The sequence below is a fragment of the Rhodospirillaceae bacterium genome (genome assembly GCA_016712715.1).
Taxonomy (GTDB): domain Bacteria; phylum Pseudomonadota; class Alphaproteobacteria; order Dongiales; family Dongiaceae; genus Dongia.
Genome location: JADJQM010000001.1, coordinates 1,785,688 through 1,808,450 on the forward strand (window position 1 = coordinate 1,785,688; position 22,763 = coordinate 1,808,450).

At 62.6% G+C, this 22,763-nt stretch carries 21 protein-coding genes and 2 pseudogenes; 17 read left to right on the plus strand and 6 right to left on the minus strand.

The features are described 5' to 3' along the window. Positions 1-51 precede the first annotated feature (51 nt). Complete coding sequence (locus tag IPK59_08695; protein MBK8158821.1) at positions 52-507, plus strand: glyoxalase; 456 nt, start codon at positions 52-54, stop codon at positions 505-507. On the opposite strand, the gene IPK59_08700 is transcribed toward IPK59_08695, so the two are convergent. Continuing rightward, positions 504-1,484, minus strand: a complete 981-nt coding sequence (locus IPK59_08700; protein MBK8158822.1) for a GDP-mannose 4,6-dehydratase — start codon at positions 1,482-1,484, stop codon at positions 504-506. The two genes, IPK59_08695 and IPK59_08700, sit on opposite strands and share 4 nt — an antisense overlap. Before the next feature lie 6 nt (positions 1,485-1,490). Next, positions 1,491-2,849: a nucleotide sugar dehydrogenase gene (locus IPK59_08705; protein ID MBK8158823.1), complete on the minus strand. Its 1,359-nt coding sequence runs from the start codon at positions 2,847-2,849 to the stop codon at positions 1,491-1,493. 132 nt (positions 2,850-2,981) lie between these two features. Between IPK59_08705 and IPK59_08710 the strand changes: the two genes are divergently transcribed. Both IPK59_08710 and cueR read left to right on the plus strand, forming a co-directional pair. Next, complete coding sequence (locus IPK59_08710; GenBank protein ID MBK8158824.1) at positions 2,982-5,135, plus strand: copper-translocating P-type ATPase; 2,154 nt, start codon at positions 2,982-2,984, stop codon at positions 5,133-5,135. Continuing rightward, on the plus strand, positions 5,132-5,551 hold the full coding sequence (gene cueR / locus IPK59_08715) for a Cu(I)-responsive transcriptional regulator (GenBank protein ID MBK8158825.1): 420 nt from the start codon (positions 5,132-5,134) through the stop codon (positions 5,549-5,551). Before IPK59_08710 ends, cueR begins: the two co-directional genes overlap by 4 nt. A 3-nt stretch (positions 5,552-5,554) precedes the next feature. Here cueR and IPK59_08720 read toward each other — a convergent pair whose 3' ends face one another. Beyond that, complete coding sequence (locus tag IPK59_08720) at positions 5,555-6,112, minus strand: hypothetical protein (protein ID MBK8158826.1); 558 nt, start codon at positions 6,110-6,112, stop codon at positions 5,555-5,557. Between the two features lie 485 nt (positions 6,113-6,597). On the opposite strand from IPK59_08720, the gene IPK59_08725 reads away from it, so the two are divergent. From IPK59_08725 to IPK59_08750, 6 genes are all read left to right on the plus strand, one after another. Continuing rightward, a complete protein-coding gene (locus tag IPK59_08725) occupies positions 6,598-7,704 on the plus strand; it encodes an extracellular solute-binding protein (protein ID MBK8158827.1) in 1,107 nt (368 codons plus the stop codon). An 80-nt stretch (positions 7,705-7,784) separates the two neighbouring features. Beyond that, complete coding sequence (locus IPK59_08730) at positions 7,785-8,705, plus strand: ABC transporter permease (protein ID MBK8158828.1); 921 nt, start codon at positions 7,785-7,787, stop codon at positions 8,703-8,705. A gap of 3 nt (positions 8,706-8,708) precedes the next feature. Then, positions 8,709-9,521 carry an ABC transporter permease gene (locus IPK59_08735; GenBank protein MBK8158829.1) on the plus strand — a complete coding sequence of 271 codons (813 nt, stop codon included), beginning with the start codon at positions 8,709-8,711 and terminating at the stop codon, positions 9,519-9,521. Positions 9,522-9,528: 7 nt separating this feature from the next. Continuing rightward, positions 9,529-10,674, plus strand: a complete 1,146-nt coding sequence (locus tag IPK59_08740; protein ID MBK8158830.1) for an ABC transporter ATP-binding protein — start codon at positions 9,529-9,531, stop codon at positions 10,672-10,674. A gap of 55 nt (positions 10,675-10,729) precedes the next feature. Beyond that, on the plus strand, positions 10,730-11,959 hold the full coding sequence (locus IPK59_08745; GenBank protein MBK8158831.1) for a polyhydroxyalkanoate depolymerase: 1,230 nt from the start codon (positions 10,730-10,732) through the stop codon (positions 11,957-11,959). Then, positions 11,956-12,405, plus strand: coding sequence for a YcgN family cysteine cluster protein (locus tag IPK59_08750; protein ID MBK8158832.1), 450 nt, complete (start codon positions 11,956-11,958; stop codon positions 12,403-12,405). The genes IPK59_08745 and IPK59_08750 overlap by 4 nt, the downstream gene beginning before the upstream one ends. A 41-nt stretch (positions 12,406-12,446) precedes the next feature. Here IPK59_08750 and IPK59_08755 read toward each other — a convergent pair whose 3' ends face one another. Next, positions 12,447-12,869, minus strand: a complete 423-nt coding sequence (locus IPK59_08755; GenBank protein ID MBK8158833.1) for a DUF1178 family protein — start codon at positions 12,867-12,869, stop codon at positions 12,447-12,449. 157 nt (positions 12,870-13,026) lie between these two features. Here IPK59_08755 and IPK59_08760 point away from each other — a divergent pair, with 157 nt between their 5' ends. Then, on the plus strand, positions 13,027-13,557 hold the full coding sequence (locus tag IPK59_08760; GenBank protein MBK8158834.1) for a class I SAM-dependent methyltransferase: 531 nt from the start codon (positions 13,027-13,029) through the stop codon (positions 13,555-13,557). On the opposite strand, the gene IPK59_08765 is transcribed toward IPK59_08760, so the two are convergent. Further along, entirely contained in the window at positions 13,550-13,834 is a 285-nt protein-coding gene (locus IPK59_08765; protein ID MBK8158835.1) for a SemiSWEET transporter, read from the minus strand. The two genes, IPK59_08760 and IPK59_08765, sit on opposite strands and share 8 nt — an antisense overlap. 7 nt (positions 13,835-13,841) lie before the next feature. Further along, the gene (locus tag IPK59_08770; GenBank protein ID MBK8158836.1) at positions 13,842-14,252 is read right to left on the minus strand and encodes a DUF4170 domain-containing protein; all 411 of its coding nucleotides are present in this window, start codon (positions 14,250-14,252) and stop codon (positions 13,842-13,844) included. A gap of 173 nt (positions 14,253-14,425) precedes the next feature. Between IPK59_08770 and IPK59_08775 the strand changes: the two genes are divergently transcribed. The 7 genes and pseudogenes from IPK59_08775 (at position 14,426) to IPK59_08805 (ending at position 22,756) form a co-directional block, all read left to right on the plus strand. Continuing rightward, positions 14,426-15,163 (plus strand): hypothetical protein, encoded by a 738-nt coding sequence (locus tag IPK59_08775; GenBank protein MBK8158837.1) that lies wholly within the window; start codon positions 14,426-14,428, stop codon positions 15,161-15,163. Beyond that, positions 15,163-15,675, plus strand: a complete 513-nt coding sequence (locus IPK59_08780; protein MBK8158838.1) for a DinB family protein — start codon at positions 15,163-15,165, stop codon at positions 15,673-15,675. Before IPK59_08775 ends, IPK59_08780 begins: the two co-directional genes overlap by 1 nt. Positions 15,676-15,744: 69 nt before the next feature. Beyond that, positions 15,745-17,729, plus strand: a pseudogene (locus IPK59_08785) (FAD-dependent oxidoreductase). Between the two features lie 2 nt (positions 17,730-17,731). After that, entirely contained in the window at positions 17,732-18,673 is a 942-nt protein-coding gene (locus IPK59_08790; GenBank protein ID MBK8158839.1) for an ornithine cyclodeaminase, read from the plus strand. Between the two features lie 170 nt (positions 18,674-18,843). Further along, the gene (locus IPK59_08795; GenBank protein MBK8158840.1) at positions 18,844-19,785 is read left to right on the plus strand and encodes an ABC transporter permease; all 942 of its coding nucleotides are present in this window, start codon (positions 18,844-18,846) and stop codon (positions 19,783-19,785) included. Positions 19,786-19,796: 11 nt separating this feature from the next. Further along, positions 19,797-20,645: an ABC transporter permease gene (locus IPK59_08800; GenBank protein ID MBK8158841.1), complete on the plus strand. Its 849-nt coding sequence runs from the start codon at positions 19,797-19,799 to the stop codon at positions 20,643-20,645. Between the two features lie 21 nt (positions 20,646-20,666). Further along, positions 20,667-22,756 (plus strand): annotated as a pseudogene (locus tag IPK59_08805) (ABC transporter ATP-binding protein). The last annotated feature ends 7 nt before the right edge of the window (positions 22,757-22,763 follow it).

Sequence of the window (22,763 nt, forward strand, 5' to 3'; positions counted from 1 at the left end):
GGCTCAATGGCTGAATGGCGCCCCGCCGCCAACATGAACGGAAGCCAAGCCATGAGCGCCACCGACCAGGAATTCCCCGCCGCCGACGATTATGGCCGTGGCCTCAAGGGCTTCGGGGTCAACCTGCTGGTCCGCGACGTGGCGCGCACGGTGGCCTTTTCCCGTGACATCCTGCTCACGGAAACCGCCATGGCGAATGAGGACTTTGCCGTGCTGCGCCACCGCGTGAACGGGCAGCTCCTTGCTGAATGGATGCTGCATGCCGACGGCACCTATCATGCCAATCCGCTTTTGGGCCTGCTGCCTGAAAGCGGCGTCCGCGGCGCCGGCGCCGAATTGCGGCTCTATCACCTCGACCCGGATGCCGCCGTGGCGCGCGCCAAGGCCGCCGACTATGTGGTTCTCAACGAGCCCGCCGACAAACCTCACGGCATGCGCGAGGCCTATATCCTGGACCCGGACGGATATTGCTGGGTGGTCAGCCTGCCATTGGCGAAGAAGCCCTAGTCCTTCGCATACCCCCGGTACCACGCCACGAACTTTTCCAGCCCCTCGGCCAGCGACGTTTTGGGTTCATAGCCGAGATCGGCACGGCTCAAGGTAAGATCGGCCCAGGTCGCCGGCACATCGCCCGCTGCCGGCGGATGAATATTGCGTTGCGCCTTCTGACCACAGGCCTGCTCCACCAGGTCGATCAGGTGATTAAGGCTGACGGGCCGGTCGCTACCGAGATTGTAGAGCCGATGCGGCATGGCTTCATGGCGATCTGGCGGTCGATCAAGTGCCGCGAGCACGCCGGCCACGATATCGTCGATGTAGGTAAAATCGCGTTCCACGCTGCCATCGCCGAATACCTCGATCTTCTCACCGGCAAAGATCGCCTGGGTGAAGCGGTAATAGGCCATGTCCGGCCGGCCCCAGGGACCAAACACCGTGAAGAAGCGCAGGCCCGTCAACGGCAGATGATAGAGCTGGGCATAGGAGATGCTCATCAGCTCATCGGCGCGCTTGGTCGCGGCATAGAGTGAGGTTGGACAATCGACCGGGTCGTCGATTGCAAAGGGAACCCGCTTGCTCTTGCCATAGACGGAGCTGGAGCTGGCATAGACCAGATGTGCAAGCTTCGGGAGGTGACGGCCAAGCTCCAGGATGTTGAGATGGCCGCTGAGATTCGGTCCGACATAGTCGGTCGGATGGTCGATCGAATGGCGCACCCCGGCCTGCGCCGCCAAGTGAACGATTGCGGTGATGTCGTCGTGCCGCCGCTGCACGGCGGCGTTCAAGGCCGGTGCGCGGCCGATATCGGCAAAGACATAGCGAAGGTTGGGATGCCGCTCCAGGCGATGCAGCCGCGCCTGCTTCAGCCTGGTGTCGTAATAGGCATTCATATTGTCGAGGCCAAGCACTTGCTGGCCGCGCGCCAGCAGCGCCTCGGCGACATGATAGCCAATGAACCCGGCAACGCCGGTAACGAGGATGGTCATCTCGGATCAAGCCTTTACGACGTTGCGGCCGCGCCAGCCGGCACGCACCATGGTGTTGCGCGTATCGACGACCAGCGACGCCAGCTTGCCGATGCGCTTGAAGTCGATCACGTCATGATCCGTCACGATCAGCACGGCGTCGGCGCGCTTGAGCGTGGCATCCGAGAGTGCCTTCGACCGCCGGCCGGCGAGATGCGGATGTTCACGCGACGGCTTGATCTGGGTGATGATCGGATCGTGGTAATCGACCTTGGCACCCTGTGCCTCCAGGAGCTCGATCAGGGTCAGCGCCGGGCTTTCCCGCATGTCGTCGACATTCTTCTTGTACGCGAGGCCGATGACCAGAATATGGGCACCTCTCAGCGCTTTCGCTGCCCGCGCGTTCAGAGCCTCGCTGAGCTTTGACACCACGTAATGCGGCATCAGCGTGTTGATTTCGCCCGCCAGTTCGATGAAGCGCGTGGTGATGCCGAACTCCCGCGCCTTCCAGGTCAGGTAAAAGGGATCGATCGGAATGCAATGCCCACCCAGCCCCGGCCCTGGATAGAACGGCATGAAGCCGAAGGGCTTGGTCTTGGCAGCGTCGATCACTTCCCAGACATCGATACCCATGGCGTCGAAAATCACCTTCAGTTCATTGACGAGGGCGATGTTGACGGAACGGAAAATGTTCTCGGTCAGTTTTACCGCTTCCGCCGTGGCCGGGCTCGACGCCGGCACCGTCTTGACGACGGCCGAGTCATAGAGGGCCAAAGCGAGAGTGAGCGCTGTCTCGCCATCGCCGCCGACCACCTTGGGAATAGCGGCCGTCCCGTATGTTTCATTGCCGGGATCTTCGCGCTCCGGCGAATAGGCAAGGTAAAAGTCACGCCCGCTCTTGAGGGCCTTGGTTTCAAGCGCCGGCCGCACCACCTCATCGGTCGTCCCGGGATAGGTGCTCGATTCCAGCACCACCAACTGGCCCGCCTTGAGATGTTTGCCGATCTCCGCGGCGGTATCCGCGACGAAGGAGAGATCCGGTTCGCGCTGTTTCGAGAGTGGTGTCGGCACGCAGATGATGATGCAATCCATTGCCTTGAGGCCGCGGAAGTCGGCGCTGGCCTTGAGCAGGCCGCTTTTGACCAGCGGGGCGATGCGGCGTCCCGGAATGTGGCGAATATAGGAACGCCCGCCATTGAGTTTGCTGGTCTTGCCCTGGTCGACGTCGAAACCCGTCACGGCAAAGCCCTTCTCGGCAAAGAGGCAGGCAAGCGGCAGCCCGACATAGCCAAGACCGATGATGCCGACTTTCGCGCGCTTTGAGCTGATCCGCTCGGCGAGCCGCTTGGCGCCTGCGTTGGGTCGGGATTTTCGCTGTTCTACCATGACTTAGCTGCTTTCAGATTGTGTCGCCGCACCCTAGCAAAGGGGGCTGCCCGCGTCACATCCTGTTTCGCCTTGACCTTCCCATGATTGGAAGGAGCATATGAGGGTGGCGCGAGTATGAAGGAGCCAAACATGACCACCAGCGCCGACACCGAACTGAGATTGGGTGTCACGGGTATGACCTGTGCCGCCTGTGCCACGCGCATCGAGAAGGTCTTGCGCCGCTTGCCCGGCATTGCCACCGCCGACGTCAATCTGGCGAGCGAAGTGGCCTTGGTCACCGGCAATCCCTCCGTTACCCGCGCAGTTGTCGCGAAGGCGATCGAGCAGGCCGGCTACGGCGTCCGATCCGACGATGCACGCGCGGAGCCCGATCACGAGGCCTGGTTCCTGCTCATGGGTGCCGCACTCACCCTGCCTTTGCTGGCGCCGATGATCCTGGAAATGGCCCTGGGCGGCATGTGGATGCTGGATCCCTGGATCCAGCTGGGTCTTGCGCTGCCGGTGCAGTTCGGCCTAGGCCTGCCCTTCTATCTCGGCGCCTGGCGCGCGGTCCGGGCTTTCAGCGGCAACATGGACCTGCTGGTGGCCTTGGGCACCAGCGCCGCCTTCGGCCTCAGCCTCTATATGATGGCGATCAATCCCCATCATCTCTATTTCGAATCTGCCGCCGTCATCATCGTGCTGGTGCGCCTCGGCAAATGGCTGGAAAAACGCGCCAAGAAGCGCACGCTCTCCGCGCTCAGCGCCCTTAACGCCCTGTGGCCGGCCCAGGCCCGGGTGCGCCGCGATGGGATCGAAAGCGACATTCCCCTGCAGCAATTGCTCACCGGCGACGTCGCCCTCATTCGCGCCGGCGAGCGCATTCCGGCAGACGGCAAGATCACACTGGGCGAAAGCGAGATCGATGAATCGCTCATCACCGGTGAAAGCAGCCCACGCGCCGTGGCCCCAGGCGACCGCGTCATCGGTGGTTCGGTGAACGGCATGAGTGCGCTTGAAATCACGGTCGCCGCCGTGGGGGCGGAGACGACATTGGCCCGTATCATTCGCATGGTCACCGCGGCGCAAGGTGCCAAGGCGCCGATCCAGCGCCTGGCCGACCGCGTCTCGGCGATCTTCGTGCCGATCGTGCTGCTGGTCGCTTTGATCACCATCGGCGGCTGGCTGCTGGCCGGTGCCGGCATCGAAACTGCCTTGATCAATGCTGTGGCTGTCCTGGTCATCGCCTGTCCCTGTGCGCTGGGCCTTGCCACACCGACGGCGATCATGGTCGGCGTCGGCGCTGGGGCGAAGCGCGGCATCCTCATTCGCGATGCGGCGGCACTCGAGACCGCCGGTGATATCACGATCGTCGCTTTCGACAAGACCGGGACCCTGACCGAGGGCAAGCCGCGCCTGCTCGCCACGGAGCCGATGCCAGGCGAAGACGGCAAGGCCGTCCTGACCCTGGCCGCTGCGTTGCAGGCGGGCAGCACCCATGCCTTGGCCGACGCGCTGCGCCAGGCAGCTGCAGGCATGGACCTTCCGCGCGCGGCAGATGCCCGTGTCGTCGCCGGACGTGGTGTCACCGCCCGCATCGGCCCCAGTCAGTACGTCCTCGGCACGCCGAAGATGATGCTGGAAGCCAGTCTCGACATATCGCCCCTTGCCGCGGCAGCAGCGCGTCATTCGCAGGACGGCGCCACCATTTCCTATCTCGCCGAGACAGGAAAACAGCCGCGTCTCCTCGCCCTCTTCGCCTTTGCCGACCAGCTGCGGCCAACCGCGCGGGGCGCCATCGCCGCGCTGCACGGCTTGGGCATCCGGTCGCTGATGTTGACCGGCGACAATAAGGGTGCGGCCGCCAGGATCGCCGTCGAACTGGGCCTCGACGATGTCCGCGCCGAATTGCTGCCTGACGACAAGACCCATGCCATCGCGGCGTTGAAGGCGGATGGCGCCAAGGTCGCCATGGTGGGCGATGGCGTCAATGACGCGCCGGCCCTGGCCGCGGCCGATCTCGGCCTCGCCATGGCGACCGGCACCGATGTCGCCATCGAGACCGCGGGCATCGCCTTGATGCGCGGCGATCCGGCCCTGGTGCCGCAGGCAATCGGCCTCGCCCGCGCCACGTGTCGCAAGATCAAGGAAAACCTCGCCTGGGCCTTCATCTTCAATCTGCTCGGCATACCGCTCGCGGCCTTTGGCTATCTCAGCCCGATCATCGCCGGTGGCGCCATGGCCCTGTCCTCGGTCGCGGTCGTGACCAACGCCCTCACCCTCAATCGCTGGAGCCCCAAATGAGCGACGCTCTCAGCATCGGTGCTGCATCCAAGGCCAGTGGCGTCTCGGCCAAGATGATCCGGCACTATGAAAGCATCGGCCTGCTGCCGGCGGCCCAGCGCAGCAACGGAAATTATCGGCTTTATGGTCAACAGGATGTCCACAATCTGCGCTTCATCCACCGCGCCAGGTCATTGGGCTTCCCGCTGGTGACGATCCGCGAATTGCTGGCGCTCTGGCGCAACCGGCAACGCTCCAGTTCCCAGGTCAAGAAGCTGGCGCTCACCCATGTCGCAACCCTGGAGGCCAAGATCGCCGAAATGCAGGAGATGGCGGCGGCGCTGAAACACCTTGCCCAGAACTGCCATGGCGACGAGCGCCCGGATTGCCCGATCCTGGAAGGGCTGGCATCAGAGAAGGCGGCGCACTGCCACTGAATGTCAGAAGCGGATGACGCGCAGGAGCAAGGGCAGTGGCGCGTCGGTCGCTTCCAACCCGATTTGGAACACCAAGGTCCTACCGCCACCGACAAGGCGATAATGACCGCCTCTATCCAGAATTCTGCGGTCGGCGGTGAGATCGGCGACGCCATTCACCACCACGACCGACCATGTCGTGCCAGGCTTGCGAAGGTCTTCGATCAGCACGTCCTTGAGGTCGCCGGCGATGACCACCGGCCGGCGTGTGCCCATGACGAACTTCACGCCGTCCTCAAGCGGCGCTGGCCGGAACACCAGCGTGGCGCTCTGATTGGCCTGCTCGGGCGTGAGGGCCAAAGCGGCCGGGTCGCATGAAATGCGCTTGCGGGACACGTTGCCGTCCGTGACATCGGATTGCGCCTTGCCGATCACGATCTTGCCGCCCCGGATGTTCTCGCGCTGGCAGGAATCGAGATAGGAGATGATGAGGCCGCTATCCGGCCGCAACGAGATTTCCCGTCCCTCCGACAGCAGGTCGAGGGGCTCGACGCCCTCAATGGTGCCGGTGGTGTCCTCCACGATGGCGACAGCTTGGTCCCCGGCCCATCCGCTCTGCGGCGAAAAAGACGGCAACCAGGACACCGACAATGCCTACAAACTGCGAACACCGTCTGGTGGTCATTTCAACCTCATATCAAGAATCCGGCGGCGACTCCGATCGGACGGCATGGATTTAAGCATGCGATGCGCGCAACAAAGTGACGTTGCTCACCCGCAGGCGTCAACGACCACACCTTTCCGGTCCCGCCGAGCCCACAGTATCGCGTGATGGGGGAATTCTGACCGGTCGGAAAGCAAAAACAACCGGCCGCAACCGATTTTGTCTTTCCTGATCCAGGTCGATCACGACATCTTTAGCCGGAATTCGCCTTTGCTGGTGAAGCATAGTTGCGGTGCGGTGCCGGCGATGGCAAGATTAGCTGTACACAGGAATAATAAGGTGCCGGCCCCCAACACCGGCACAAAACAAGAAGACTCAAACCGGGACAGGAGGGAGTTACGTGATGGACAACCAAGATTTCCTGAATGCCATGAAAGCGGGTCGCATGTCGCGCCGCGACATTCTGCAGATGCTGACGGCCGCGGGCCTCACCATGACCATGCTGCCAGTCGGCCGTGCCAAGGCCGCGGATGGCGAAGCCATCTATTTCACCTGGGAAGGTTATAACGATCCAGGTTTCCATCCCGGCTACACCGCCAAGCACGGCGCCGAGCCGGAAGGTCCGGTCTTTGGCGATGTCGAGGAAGCACTGACCAAGGTGCGCAGCGGTTTCCAGGTCGATGTCGTGCATCCCTGCAATCTCGATCTCCAGCGCTGGCGCGAAGCCGATGTCCTGCAGGCGATCGATACCGGCCGCCTCAGCAACTGGGGCAATCTCTTCGAAAGCCTTAAGAAGCTCCCCTATGCCCAAGGCGACAAGGGCGAGCAGTTCTTCATTCCCGTCGATTGGGGTAATACCTCGATCCTCTACCGCCCGGATCTCTTCGACGTAAAGGAAGAATCCTGGACCATGCTGTGGGACGAGCGCTATGCGGGCCAGCTCTCGATGGCGGCAGACGCCACCGAATCCGTGGCCATCGCTGGCATCGTGCTCGGCGTCAAGGATCCGTTCAATCTGACCGATGAGGAACTGGTCAAGGCCAAGGAACTGCTGGTGAAGCAGAAGCCGCTGATGCGCTTCTATTGGGACAGCAACTCCGCCGTCGAACAGGCCCTGGCGTCTGGCGAACTGGTTGCTGCCACCGGTTGGAACAGCTCGGTCGTGACGCTCACCGGCCAAGGCGTCAACATCAAGTATGCCAACCCGAAGGAAGGCATCATGAGCTATTGCTGTGGCCTGGTCATGACCAAGGACGCACCGCATCCCGACAAGGCCTATGACCTCATCGATGCCATGATTTCGCCGGAAGGGGGCAAATGGCTGATCGAGGCACAGGGCTACGGCCATTCGAACGCCAAATCCTTCGATCTGGTCGAGGAAAAGATCCTGGCCGAGCGTGGCCTGCCGAAGGATCCGACCCAGTTCTTCGGTCAGGGCATCTTCCAGCAGCCGACACTCAATGTCGACAAGGTGCAGAAGCTGTTCGAGGAAGTGAAGGCCGGCGCCTGATCCGGCCACGGCATTGACTTGGGATGGAACCGGCTGCCTCGGTGGCTGGTTCCATCCCTGTCACTCCCGGCTTCGATGACATGAGCACACAGGCAGCTTTGAATTTCCCCGCGACCGACGCCGTCGCCATAACCGCCCGGCCCGAATGGCTGGACGGTTTCTGGTTGATCGCCCCGACGCTCCTCATCGTCATCGGCATGATGGTGGTGCCGCTGGTGGGTATTATCGTCGTCAGCTTCTGGACCCAGACCGGCTTCAATATCGAGGCCACCTGGACGCTCGACAATTACCGTGTGCTGTTTACGCCGGAGGGTGCCCTCTATCGCATCCTGATCGTGAAATCGCTGTGGATGTCGCTTACAGCCACCATCGCCGTCGTGCTGCTCGCCTATCCCATGGCCTATTTCATGGCCTTCCGCATCGAACGCGCCAAGCTCATCTGGATCATCCTGCTGACTGTGCCCTTCTGGACCAGCTATCTGCTGCGCATCTTCGCCTGGAAGGTGATCCTGGGCTTCAATGGCGTGATCAATTCCGGCCTGAAGGCCGTGGGTCTCATCGACAAGCCGCTTGAATTCCTGCTCTACAACCCGACCTCGGTCACCATCACGCTGGCCCATGCCTGGGCCGCCTATGCCGTGCTGCCGATCTATGTCAGCCTGGAGAAGATCGACCGCTCCTATCTCGAAGCCGCCACCGACCTCGGCGATTCAAAGTGGAAGCGCTTCTGGCGCATTACCTTCCCGCTCTCCCTGCCGGGTACGATCGCCGCCATCCTGCTGGTCTTCATTCCGACGGTCGGCGACTACATCACACCGACCCTGGTCGGCGGTACGTCCGGAATCATGATCGGCAACTCCATCGTCACGCAGTTCGGCAAGGCCAGCAATGCGCCGCTCGGCGCTGCCCTTTCCTGCATCATGATGCTGGCGATCACGCTCGCGGTCTGCGCGTTCCTCGCCGCGATCGGTCGCAAGCGCCTCAAGGCCGCGGACCTCTAGACCATGGAGACGATCCGCAAGCACCTCAACCTGCTCTCGCTTTTCGCCGTGCTGTACCTGGCCTTTCTTTATGTGCCGGTCCTGCTGCTGCCACTGTTCTCGTTCAACGACAACATCTACGTGACCCTGCCGTTCAAGGGCTTCACCTTGAAATGGTATGCGAACCTGCTCGCCAATTCGAGCCTTCAATCGGCACTCTGGGCCAGCGTCAAGGTCGGCATCGGCGTCGCCATTCTGAGTACCTTTCTGGGGCTGCTGGCGGCTCGTGCCATGACCCGCTATCGCCTGCCGTTCCGGCGCTCGATCTACGCGCTCATCATGCTGCCGCTGGTCATTCCATATATGGTGATCGGCGTCTCGACCCTGGTCATCCTGCGCCGGGGCCTCGACATGGACCTCTCCTTATGGACCGTCGGCGCCTCCCACGTCCTCATCACCGTGCCGCTTTCCATGCTGGTGCTGATGGCGCGCATGGAGGGCTTCGACCGCAGCCTAGAAGAAGCCTCGCGCGACCTGGGTGACACAGCGTGGCGCAGCTTCCGGCGCGTGACCTTGCCCCTGGTCATGCCGGGTATCGTCTCCAGCCTGTTGCTCTGCTTCATTACCTCGTTCGACGAGTATCTGCTGGCCTTCTTCCTCGCCGGCAGCGATTCGACATTGCCCATCTTCATCTTCAGCAGCCTGCGCTTCCCCTCCAAGATTCCCGACGTGCTGGCGCTGGGGTCACTCATTCTGATGGTTTCGATCGTGCTCGTGGTGTTTGCCGAATGGCTGCGCCGCCGCGGCGTTTCCGGCAGCGATTCATCTGTTATCTGAGGCAGGCATGACCCCACCCACCAACCCCCGACCCATGATCTCGCTTCAGGCCGTTACCAAGCGGTTTGGCAGCTTCGCAGCGGTCGATGCCGCCACCTTCGATATCGCGCCTGGCGAGTTCTTCTCGCTGCTGGGTCCGTCCGGCTGCGGCAAGACCACCTTGCTGCGCATGATTGGCGGTTTTGAACGACAGAGCGAGGGCGACATCCTCATCGACGGCGAACCCATGGGCATCCGCCCGCCGAACCAGCGCCCGACCAACATGGTGTTCCAGAGCTATGCGATCTTCCCGCATCTCGATATCGCCGAGAATATCGCCTATGGCCTCATCAATCGCGGCTTCGACAAGGCCACCATCGCCAAGAAGGTCACCCAGGCGTTGGAGATGGTGCGCCTCGAAGGTCTCGGCAATCGCCGCACCAACCAGATTTCCGGTGGTCAGCGCCAGCGGGTGGCGCTGGCCCGCGCCATTGTCTGCGAACCCAAGGTCCTGTTGCTCGACGAACCGCTGGGCGCCCTCGACAAGAAACTGCGCGAGGAGATGCAGATCGAATTGCGCCAGTTGCAGAAGAGCCTTGGCATCACCTTCATCTTCGTGACCCACGACCAGGAGGAGGCGTTGTCGCTCTCCGACCGCATTGCCGTCATGGCACGTGGCAAGGTCCTGCAGATCGATACCGCGACCTCCCTCTACGAACGGCCCAATTGTCGCGAGGTTGCGGGCTTCATCGGCAATATGAACTTCTTTGAAGGGCGCATCGCCAGCATCGCCAACGGGGTCGCGGCAGTGGAGATCGGTCCCGGCCAGCATGTGCGTGTCCCCGCCGGTGCCGGATCAGTGCCAGGTCAAGCCGCCATCGTCGCTGTTCGCCCGGAAAAGATCGACGCGACCGCAACCATGCCGCAGCGGAATGGTTCATCCACGGCCAATGTCATCAAGGCGCAGGCCCTGGCCGGCTCCTATCTTGGCGACCGCAGCCTCGTTCTTGCCCAATGGCGTGAAGGGACGGCGCCGATCTCCGTGTCGTTGCAGAACCGCAAGGCGCTCGCCGCAGCCGCGCCCGGATCCATTATCGGCACGGATTCTGTCGCCATGGATGCGCCAATATGGTTAACATGGCCGGTCGAGGCCGGTGTCCTGCTTAATAGTTAGGTCACATCTCAGGGTTAGGGTTGCCTTATGTCGCACTGCAGCGTGGACAATTAATATGCTTTATCATGCCATAGAGGCTCAATACCTCGCCCTGACGCCATTCCGCATCGCCGCCGACACGTGGCGCAATTTGCTGGCGCATCCAGGCAATCCGCTCGCCGAGACCACGTTGCACCGAGCCGGTGCCGCGGCCTGGGAAATCATGGCGCGCTCCGCGCGGCGCCATGGGCGCCCTGAATTCGGCATCAACAGCGTGGAGATCGACGGGCAGACCGTCGCCATCGCCGAGAAGCTGATCCATGGCGAGCCCTTCTGCCGCCTCGTTCATTTCGAACGCGTTCTGGCAAAGCCTCGCAAGGATCCGAAGGTCCTCCTGGTGGCCCCCCTCTCCGGGCACTTTGCCACTCTGGTCCGCGACACGATCGAGAGTCTAGCGATCTCCCATGAAGTCTATGTGACGGACTGGCAGGATGCGCGCGAAGTACCCTTGAGCGACGGCCGTTTCGGCTTCGAAGATTATGTCGACGTGCTCCACCGCTGCATCCGCAGCATCGGCACCGGCGTCACCGTGCTGGCGATCTGCCAGCCGGCACCGGCCTCGATCGTTGCCACGGCCCTGATGGCCGAAGCAAAGGACCCTTTCACGCCGCGCAACCTCATCATCATGGGCGGCCCGGTCGATACGCGGCGCGGCACCACCGAAGTGACGCGTTTGGCGCAATCCCATTCGATCTCATCCTTCGAGGCAGCCGCCGTTCACAATGTACCGCCGCTCCATCCGGGTGCTGGACGTCGCGTCTATCCCGGCCTGCTGCAATTGACCGGCTTCATGTCGCTCAATCCTGATCGGCATCTCCGCGCGCATATCGATTTCCTCTGGGCCCATGCCAAGGGCGACGATCGCTTTGCCCGGGCACATCGCCGTTTCTACGAAGAATATCTCGCGGTGATGGATCTCGACGCGCAGTTCTATCTCGACACGGTTCGCATCGTTTTCCAGGAACACGCCCTGATGAAGGGCACGCTCAAGCATCGCGGCCATCTGGTCGATCCCGGCGCCATGCGCAATGTCGGCTTGATGACCGTCGAAGGCGGCCGCGACGACATCACGGGAACGGGCCAATGCCACGCAGCGCATGAGCTCTGCGCGCGCATCCCGGACAAGCTGCGGCTCCAGCTCACCGAAGAGAAGGTCGGTCATTACGGCCTCTTCAGCGGCCGTTCCTGGCGCGAGCGCATCAGCCCGGCCATCGGCGAGTTCATCCGTCGCAACAAGGCCTCGTGACCAAGGCTTCCGCCAAGGAGCCTTTCTGGAAGACGACGCCCCTTTCCAAGATGACGCCGTCGGAATGGGAGAGTCTGTGCGACGGCTGCGGCAAATGCTGCCTCGTCAAGCTGCGCGATGCCGACACCAATCAGGTGCTGTTCACCAATGTCGCCTGCAAGCAGCTAGACCTGCGCAACTGCCACTGCAAGGACTACGCCCATCGCAAGGAGATCGTGCCGGATTGCGTGCAGCTCAATCCGCGCAGTCTCGGCCGCATCGATTGGCTGCCGGAAACCTGCGCATATAAGCTGGTCCATCAGAAGCAGGATCTGCCCTGGTGGCATCCGCTGGTCTCGGGCGATCCCAAGACCGTGCACCAAGCCGGCATCTCCGTGCGCAAGCGCGCGATCTCGGAAACCCGCGCCGGCGAACCGGAAGATCACATCGTCGATTGGATCAAATAGCGTGAGGCGCCGCTAGGCGTTGTCGCCTAGGCGTCATCTCCCTAGGCGTCATCTCTGGGCAGCCAGGGAATGCGTGCGACTTCGATGCCTTCTTCCGCGAGCTCACGGTGCTGGTCTTCATTCGCTTCACCGAAAATGCCGCGCGCATCGGCTTCGCCATAGTGGATCTTGCGCGCTTCCTCGGCGAACTTGTCGCCGACATAGTCGCAATTCTCTTCGACCTGGCGACGCACCTCGGCGAGCTGCGCGCGCATGTTGCTGGCCAATACCGCCATGTTCTGCGCCGGCGCCTTGTCGCCCTTGGCCCCAATCCTCGGCGCCATCAGCGCCTTGCCGACCTTGCGGTCGCCGCATTCGGGGCATTCCACCATGCCACGCGCCAATTGGCGGTCGGCCGTGTTGCCGTCCTTGAACCAGATGTCGAAGCTGTGGCCTTTGCCACAATTGAGCTGAAACACAATCATCGTCACTGCCTCTTATGCGCGGTCATCCCATGCAACAGCCGCGCCAATCCCGATCGACCTATTCTCGCCGACAAGTCTTAAGAATATAGAGGCGAGCCTTGGAAATGCTACCCTTCACCCCTACCATTCAACGTCTCCTTTAACAAATGAGTGTGATTTGACGCCAGTTGCGCCCACCACGCCGCCATCGCCCTGGGTGGTTCAGTTCAGCGCCCGGATCGATCCTGCCGGCTGCGTCCTCGACCTTGCCGCCGGCAGCGGACGACATACCCATTTCCTGCGCGGGCTGGGCCATCCGGTCGTGGCACTCGACCGAGACGTCACGGCGCTGGCAGCGCTGGGGGGCGTGGGGGCCGAGATCATTTCCGCCGATCTGGAGGATGGCTCGCCCTGGCCACTGGGTGACCGGCGCTTTGCCGGAATCGTCGTCACCAATTACCTGCACCGCCCCCTGCTGCCGCAGCTGGTTTCCGCCCTGGCACCGGGTGGCCTGCTGATCTACGAGACCTTCGCCGCAGGCAATGAGCGCTTCGGCCGGCCCAGCAAACCGGCCTTCCTGCTGGCGCCCGCCGAGTTGCTGCGTCTGGCGCAGGAATTCGGCCTCACGGTCCTTGGCTATTTCAGTGGTGAAGTCAGCCAGCCCAAGCCGGCCATGGTGCAACGTCTGGCGGCGCGCGCTTCTATCTAGCCGCGGCGGCCCGGTCGCGCAGTTTCAGCAGCAGGACCGATCCCACCAGCAGCAGGGCGCTGACATTGGCGAGAATCAATGAGGCAGAGCCGATGACGACACCATAGGTCAGCCACAGAATCTGGCCGGCAAACATCATGAGATACATGGTGAGTGAGACGTCTCTGGCCGAACCGTTGCGCCAGATGCGCAAGGCTTGCGGCAGGAAGCTGAAGGTGGTCAAGCAGGCGGCAACAATGCCGATCACCTCGACCCAGAAATCGCCGGGATTCGCCATGGCCGGATCAGTGCGCTTTCCCGGATTTGGGATGCTCGCCCTTGGCCAGCTTTTCGATGCGATAGCGGCACATCGCGTCGTCGACGGTCGACCAGGCGTGGCGCGACCAGGCCGTCTTGGCATCCTCATAGGTGTCGAAAGGGCCAAACCACTGCTCGCCGCCACCCGGCGCCGGCTCGGTAAAGGTCGTGTCGCAATAGGGCCCACCAACCACCCAGAAGCAGATATCGCCACCCTCTTCCTCGATCCGGAAGCGGGCATGTGCCTGATCCACTGTCTCCCAGGCGCGCTTCTGCCAGGCTGCCTTTGCCTCGTCATAGGTAGCAAAGGGGCCGATCCGCTCTTCCTTGCCGCCCTCTTGAATGCGATCAAAGTTCGTATCGGCATATGCGCCGCCGATTACCCAGAAACGGGCCATGATTTTTTTCAGTTCCTTCGCTCTCGGCGGAATACAGACTCGCGCCAAAAAACCATGCTAACCTGCTCATTCTTAACTGGATTTCGAGTCGGCGGCAAAGCATAAATCGCATAAGCGCGTGTGCGTCCACTCGTATTCCGGCTCCTACTATAAAAAGCCAAGGTAAAGATGTTATGACCAAAGATATGCAGCCGGAGGATTTCAAGACGGTCTATGACCGCTTTCAGGCGAATGTCTCTCGCTTCGATTGCGGTCGTTTCTGTGCCCCGCTGAACGAGGGCCAGCCGGTCTGCTGCGACACCAAACATGCTATTCCCGTGGTCGACAAGCCGGAGTTCGACCTGCTGAAAAGCCGCACCGATCTGTGGCATCGCTACAAGCCGACCGATGCGACGGCGCGCAAGATCGTCGACGAACTGCACAAGAATTGCCGGGCCATCGAATGCAAGGGGGCCCGATTTTGCGAGCGTGACAACCGGACGCTCGCCTGCCGCGCCTTTCCCTTCTATCCCTATTTCGACAGGAAGGGCGAGTTGCTTGGCCTTGGCACCTATTGGATCTTTGCCGATCGCTGCTGGCTCATCTCCAACATGCAGGTGGTCGAGCGCGACTTCGTCAAGGAATTCATCGACGCCTATGAATACGTCTTTGCCCGCGACGCCGAGGAAAAGGACGCGATGAAGCGTCATTCCGCCAATCATCGCCGCATCTCGACCCGCTACAAGAAGCCGATCCTGCTCATCGGCAAGGAAGGCGGCTTCCTCAAGGTCATGCCGGGCACGGCTGAGGTACGCGCGGCCACACCCAAGGACATGGTCAAGACCGGCCCCTACAAAAGCCCGCGCGCCTATGCCCGTGCCGTCAAGGAAGCGGGTGGCGAACTGCCGGCCCAATCCCCCTTCATCGACTGATCTCTGCCGTGGACCATCTCGCCAACACACTGCAATCGCTGCGCGCTTTTCCGTCGGTGCTGCGCGCTTATCTGACGGATACCCCGGCCGAGGCGGTGGATTGGCGACCGCTGAGCTGGGATGGGATCCCGAGCGAGATGCTGACCATCCGCCAACAGATCTGTCATGTGCGCGATATCGAGATTGACGGTTACATCCAGCGCTTCGAAAGTCTGCTGCGCGAGGTGGATCCCTTCCTGCCCTCGATCGACGGCTATGCCCTGGTTGAGAGCCGGCGCTATGACCAGACTGAGATCGGTACTGCTTTGGCTGCTTTCGAAAACGGCAGGGCGCGCACGATGAAGCTGCTGGATGCAGTCACACCCATGGACCTCGCGCGGCGCGGAACCTTCGAAGGCTATGGCCCCGTCACCGTGCAGGGCCTCATCCATTTTCTGTGCAGCCATGACCAGCAGCATCTGGCCGGCATTCAATGGTCGCTCGGCATGCAGGCGACGGCCAGGACCGCCTGATCGCCGCTTGACACCGCGCGCCCCGGCCAACCAATCTGGCACCAGCCAGAGCAGAGCCAGAGACCGCAGATGTCGCAGCCCTTCCCGCACCTCTTCCAGCCGCTCACCCTGCGTCACAAGACGCTGAAGAATCGCATCGTCTTTGGCGCGCATACCGCGAACATGAGCGTCGACGGCTGGCCCAGCGATCGGCATCTCGGCTATTACCGCGAGCGCGCTCGCGGTGGGGCGGCCATGATCGTGGTCGAGCCGGTACCGGTCAACAAGGCCGCCGTTCTGACGCGCGGCAATTTCCGCCCAATGACGACGGCGTCATTCCCCATTTCCGCCGCATCACCGATGCCTGCCACGCGCCTTGCACGGTGATGATCCAGCAGCTCTATCATGTCGGCGCCCATGGCGACTGGGACAATTCCTTCGAAGCCGCCCATTCGCCCTCCGGCGCGCCGTCCATGCATGACAGCGATGGCAGTCACCGCATGAGTGTGGCCGAGATCGAGCAGACGATCAGCGATTTCGCCGCCGCCGCCGGCCGCGCCAAGGCGTCCGGCTATGACGGCATCGAACTGATGGCCGCCTACAATGCCATCATCGAGCAGTTCTGGTCGGCCCAGGCCAACCGCCGCGACGACGCCTATGGCGGCTCGTTCGAAAAGCGCATGAAGTTCTCAGGCGATCTTCTGACCGCTTTGCGCCGCAAGGTGGGTGAGGATTTCATCATCGGCATGGCGATCAGCCTCGATCCCGGCAGTCCGGCGGCCCTCAGCATCGAGCAGCAAATCGAGATCGCGCAATGGCATGAGGCGCGCGGTCTCTACGACTACATCACCCTGGGCACCGGCAGTTATTTCGACTTCACCAAGATCATTCCGCCCTTCGTCTATGAAGACAAGATGGGGGCACCTTTCGCCGAGGCGATGAAGGCGGCACTGAAGACCGTGCGCGTCCAGGCGGAAAGCCATATCCGCACGCCGGAGAATGCCGATTATGTCATCGCCTCCGGCCAGGCGGACACGGTCAGCATCGTGCGCGGGCAAATCGCCGACCCGCATCTTGCCAACAAGGCCAAGGCGGGCCGACCGGAGGATGTGCGCGGTTGCATTTCCTGCAACCAGATGTGCTGGGGCCGGCGGTCGCGCGATTACTGGATCTCCTGCCTCATCAATCCATCAGCCGGCCGCGAGTTCGAATGGGGCGGCGATACATTCACGCCGGCGCCCAAACCCAAGAAGGTGCTTGTGGTCGGCGGCGGTCCTGGCGGCCTGGAGGCGGCACGTGTTGCTGCCGAACGCGGCCATCATGTGATCCTCGCGGAAGCCACCGACAAACTGGGCGGACAGTTCCGCCTTGCCGGCCTGCAGCCGCGCCGTGGCCAGATCACCGACCTCATCGGCTGGTATGAAGGCCAGTTGACCAAGCTGCAGGTCGAGATCCGCACCAACACCTATCTCGAACAGGCGGATATCGCCGACATCGGCGCCGATGAGATTGTCCTCGCCACCGGTTCTCAGCCCAGCATGAGCGGCTGGCAGCGCAGCCTCGCCCATCGCGATACGCTGCCAGGCGTCGAAGGCGCCAATGTCTGGTCGGTGGAAGATGTCCTGCGGCGCGAGGCACGGCTCGGCAAGCGCGTGCTGTTGCTTGATGATGCCTGCAATTGGCGCGGCCCCGGCACCGCCTGGCATCTGGCCGAGAAGGACCACACCGTCACGCTGCTCACCGGCGATGCCTATGTCGGCCGTGACCTGGCGCGGACCGCCGCCGATTTTCCGATGCGTTCCCGCCTGAAGAAGCTCGGCGTCACCTTCATCACCGATTCCGTCATCCTGGAATGGCATGGCGACGCCGCGACGATCCGCGACCTGTCGACGAGCGTCGAGCAGCGCTTGCCCTTCGACTCCCTGGTGCTGGCAACCACCAACACCGCCGACAGTGCGCTGCAGGCGGAGCTGGAAAGTGCAGGCCTCGGCCATCATGCGATCGGCGATTGCCTGGCACCGCGCCATGCCGCGGCGGCGATCTTCGAAGGCCGACGCCTCGCCTTGACGCTCTGACCATGCAGCATCTCGACGCCGACCGGATCCATGCGCTGGCCGACTATCCGGGCCTGATTGCCGCCCTCAAGGCCATCAACAGGCGCGGTGTCGATGTGCTCGACCGGATGCTGTTGGGCCAGACCACCGCCACGGGCACGCAGAACGATTGGCTGCTGCTGCCGGCCTGGACCTATGACAGCTATTTCGGGATCAAGCTGGTGAGCGTCTTCCCGGACAATCCGGCGCGCGATCTGCCGGCGGTACAGGGCCTCTATGCCCTGTTCGAGGGCAAGACAGGCGCCGCCATCGCGACGCTGGACGGCGCCGCCCTCACCTTGGTGAAGACCGCTGCCAACTCCGCCATGGCGGCCGATCTTCTCAGCCGGCCCAATGCGGCCACTTTGCTGGTCTGCGGAGGAGGTGCCCTGGCGCCCCACCTCATCGCAGCGCATTGCGCGACACGCCCGATCCGGCGCGTGCTGTGGTGGAACCGGCGGCCGGAAACCTTGGACGCTGCGCCGCTCCGCGCGCGCGGCTTGCCGGTCGAGATCACCACCGACCTTGCCGCCGCCGCACGGCAGGCCGACATCATATCGACAGCGACCCGCGCGACCGCCCCAATCATTCTGGGCGCTTGGCTGAAACCGGGCTGCCACCTCGATCTCGTGGGCGGCTATCTGCCCGATATGCGCGAGGCTGACGACAATGCGTTCATCCGCGCCCCGCGCCACTACATTGATGCGCGCCTCACCACGATCGATGTGGTCGGCGATGTCTGTCAACCGATCGCGGCCGGCCTCGCGACCGCTGGGGATTTCATCGACATGTTCGACCTCAACCGGGACGGCGCTTCGGGGCGACAATCCGCCGATGAGATCACCTGGTTCAAATCCGGCGGTGGCGGTCATGAGGATTTGGCCGTGGCCCAGTACCTTTTTGAACGGTCAGGGACGATGTCCTGACAATTCCCAATGAATCCAGCCATGCGCCCAGTTACTGGCAGTTATGCCACTATTCGATATTAGAGGCTGGCAAGGTCAAGCTTTTATGCTTTAGTTGGTGACAAGAGCTACTTCCCGGCAAAGATCGGGACCCGGTATCGGGTTGAGGGCTCAGGGATGGCTGAGGGGACATGCTGGCATTTCTGTCCAAGCGTATAGCTTTGCTTGCCTTCACGATGTTGGTGGTTTCGGCGCTGGTCTTTGCCGCGTTCGAATTCACGCCGGGTCAGGTCGCACGGAAGGTCCTCGGGCCCTTCGCGACCCAGAACCAGGTCGACATCCTGACCGAAGAGATGGGCCTCAATCGCCCCGTCATCGTCCGTTATGGCGAGTGGCTGGGCAATACGCTCACCGGCGATCTCGGCTATTCGACGCTGTACAAGACCGAGGTCAACGCCATCATCTGGGATCGCCTCGGCAACACACTGCTGCTGGCAGGAACCGCCTTTGCCGTGATCGTGCCGCTCTCCATCATCCTCGGCATCGCCGCCGGCATGCGTGAAGGTTCCATGCTCGACCGGACCATTTCGGTTGCCAGCATCGTCACCACCTCGGTTCCGGAATTTGCCTCCGGCGTGTTTCTGGCCTCCATCTTCGTCATCTGGCTGGCCTGGCTGCCGGGCACCTCCCCGCTCGAAACCGGGACAGGATGGTCGCTCTGGCAGCAGCTCATCCTGCCGGTGGCGGTGATGGTGCTCTATGACCTCGGCTATGTCGTGCGCATGGTCCGCGCCTCGATGGTCGAGGTGATGACAAGGCCCTATATCCGCACCGCCGTCCTCAAGGGCTTGAACTTCCGCGCCGTCATCCTGAAGCACGCCTTGCGCAATGCCATGATCGCGCCCTTCACCGTGATCCTGCTGCAGATCAATTACCTGGTCACCGGCGTCGTGGTGGTCGAGGCGGTGTTCGCCTATCCCGGATTCGGCCGCATGCTGCTGGAAGCGGCCCTTGCCCAGGACGTTGCCGTCGTCGAAGCCGCGGCCTTGTTTGCCGTGCTGATTTCGGTCAGCACGCAGATCGCCGGCGATCTCGGCTACATGATGCTCAACCCGCGCATTCGCTTCAGCTAAGGCAGGGCAAGATGTCTAACGACGGTATCATCGCCCTCACCTGGAACCGCATTCGACTGCTGAAGGAATCGCCGGTCGGCATGGTCGGCGCGTTCCTGGTCCTGTTCTGGGTCTTCGTCGCGATCTTCGCGCCGTTGATTTCGCCCTATGATCCCAATGCAAACGACATGGAAGCGCTGATGTCGCCGCCCACAGCCGCGCATTGGCTGGGTACGGACAATTCCGGCCGCGACATTCTCTCGCGGATCATCTGGGGGTCACGCACGGTGTTCCAGGTGGCACCGATCGCGGTGCTCTGTGCCTATGCGATCGGCTGCATGATGGGCCTGATGGCCGGCTACTATCGCGGCTGGGTCGACGATCTCATCAACCGCATTTCAGACATCGTGCTCTCCTTCCCGGCGATCGTGCTTTACATCATCGTCATCATGAAGCTGGGTCCCTCGGCCATCAACATCGTCATCGCCGTCATCGTCATTTCATCGCCGCAGATCACCCGCATCGTGCGCGGCATGACCCTGGAACTGCGCGAACGCGAATATGCAGCGGCCGCCAAGATGCGCGGTGAATCGGCGCTCTACATCATGCTGGTGGAAATCCTGCCCAACGCCCGCGGGCCGCTCATCGTCGATGCGTGCCTCCGTCTCGGCTACACCACCATCGCCATCGGCGTCCTCGGCTTTCTCGGCCTGGGGTTGCCGCCGCCCGATCCTGATTGGGGCGGCATGGTCAAGGAGACCTATGCGATGATGAGCATCTATCCGCACATGTCGCTGTTTCCCGCCGCCGCCATTTCATCGCTCGTGGTCGGCCTCAGCCTGCTGGCCGATGGCATGCGCGAGATCAGCATCCGCGACTAAGTGAATGAAGGACGCGCACCGATGAGCACCAGCGCCGCCGCGACGATCGAAGCCAGGACCGAGACGCGCAAACCGATCCTGGAATTGCGCAATGTCTCGATCTCCTACTTCGTCCGCGCCGGCGAGCTCAAGGTCGTGCCCAATATCAGCCTGACGCTCTATGAAGGCGAAGCCCTGGGTCTGGTGGGCGAATCCGGCTGCGGCAAGTCGACGGTGGCCTTTGCCATCATGAAGTATCTGGGTGGTGCCGGCCGCGTCACCGGCGGTCAGATCCTGTTCGAAGGCCAGGACATGACCAGGATGTCCGACGAGGAGTTGCGCAAGCTGCGCGGTGGCCGCATGGCCATGGTCTATCAGGACCCGATGAGCAGCCTCAACCCGGTCATCCCGATCGGCAAGCAGCTGATGGAAGTGCCCCTCATCCATTCCAATATCAGCGAGGATCAGGCGTATAAGCGCGCCTTGCAGATGCTGGAGGAAGTCAATCTGCCGGACCCGGCGCGCATCATGACGCGCTATCCGCATCAATTGTCCGGCGGCCAGCAGCAGCGCGTGGTGATCGCCATGGCGCTGATGTCGGAGCCGTCGCTGCTGGTGATGGACGAGCCGACCACCGGTCTCGACGTGACGGTCGAAGCCGCTGTGCTCGACCTCGTCGCGCAGTTGCGCCGTACGCGCAACAGCTCGATCGTCTTCATCAGCCACAATCTCGGCACCGTCGTGCGCATCTGCGACCGCATCGGCGTCATGTATGCGGGCGAGCTGGTCGAAGAGGGTCCCATCGGCGAGGTGTTTCGCGATCCGCGCCATCCCTATACACGCGGTCTCCTCAATTGCATCCCGACGCTCAACGCCGACAAGCGCTCGCGGCCCTTGAGCGCCATTCCGGGCCAGGTCCCGCCGATCCTCAACCGGCCGCCGGGCTGCATCTTTGCCCCCCGTTGTCCGGATGCCGATGGTCCGCGTTGCACCGCTGGGGCCATTCCCACCTCGACCTACCGGGCCAGCGGCCAGCACCGGGTGAAATGCGTGCGGATGGCCGAGTGCCCAAGCATGCACGTCCGGGCGCCGGCACGGCCGATGCGGCCGCCAACGAGTTCACGTCGCAGCCGGCGATCCTCAGCCTCGACCACGTCAAGAAGACCTATCATCAGGCGATCGGCATGTTCGGCTCGACCGGGTATGATGTCCATGCCGTCGACGACATCACGTTGGCTGCCCGGAAATCGGAAACCCTGGCAATCGTCGGCGAATCCGGCTGCGGCAAGTCGACCCTCGCCAAGGTCCTCACCGGCATCGAACTCGCGACCGGCGGCAAGGTGATCCTGGCCGACAAGGACATCGGCAATACCGCGGTCGAGGACCGCGATAGCGATACCAAGCGCTCGATCCAGATGGTGTTCCAGAATCCGGAAAGCACGCTCAATCCCAGCCATACCATCGGCTATGTCATGGAACGGGCGATCTCCAAGCTGAAGCGCATCAGCGGCAAGGAAGCGCGCGGCCAGGTCGACGAATTGTTGAAGACCGTCAACCTGCCGCTGGAATTCGCCAGCCGCAAGTCGCGCCAATTGTCCGGCGGCCAGAAGCAGCGCGTCGCCATCGCCCGGGCGCTCGCCGGCGAGCCGGAATTGATCCTGGCGGACGAGCCGGTCTCGGCTCTCGACGTCTCCGTGCAGGCCGCCATCATCAACCTGCTGGTCGATATCCAGAAGAAGCGCGGCTCGACCTTGCTCTTCATCTCCCATGATCTCTCGGTCGTGCGCTATCTCGCCGACCATGTCGCGGTCATGTATCTCGGCAAGGTGATGGAATATGGCTCGGTCACGGATGTGTTCGCGCCGCCCTACCACCCCTATACGGAAGCGCTGATGTCGGCGGTGCCGATCGCGGATCCGGACGTCAAGCAACGCCGCATCATCCTCGAAGGCAATATCCCCAGCCCGCAGAACCGCCCCAAGGGCTGCCCCTTCGCGACGCGCTGCCCGCGCAAGGTGGGCTCCATCTGCGACGACACGCCACCCGCGGAACAAGTCTCCCCCGCCGGTCACCGCATCGCCTGCCACATCCCGATGGCGGAACTGGCAACGGCGACGCAGGTGGTGTTCTAGTTCCCGC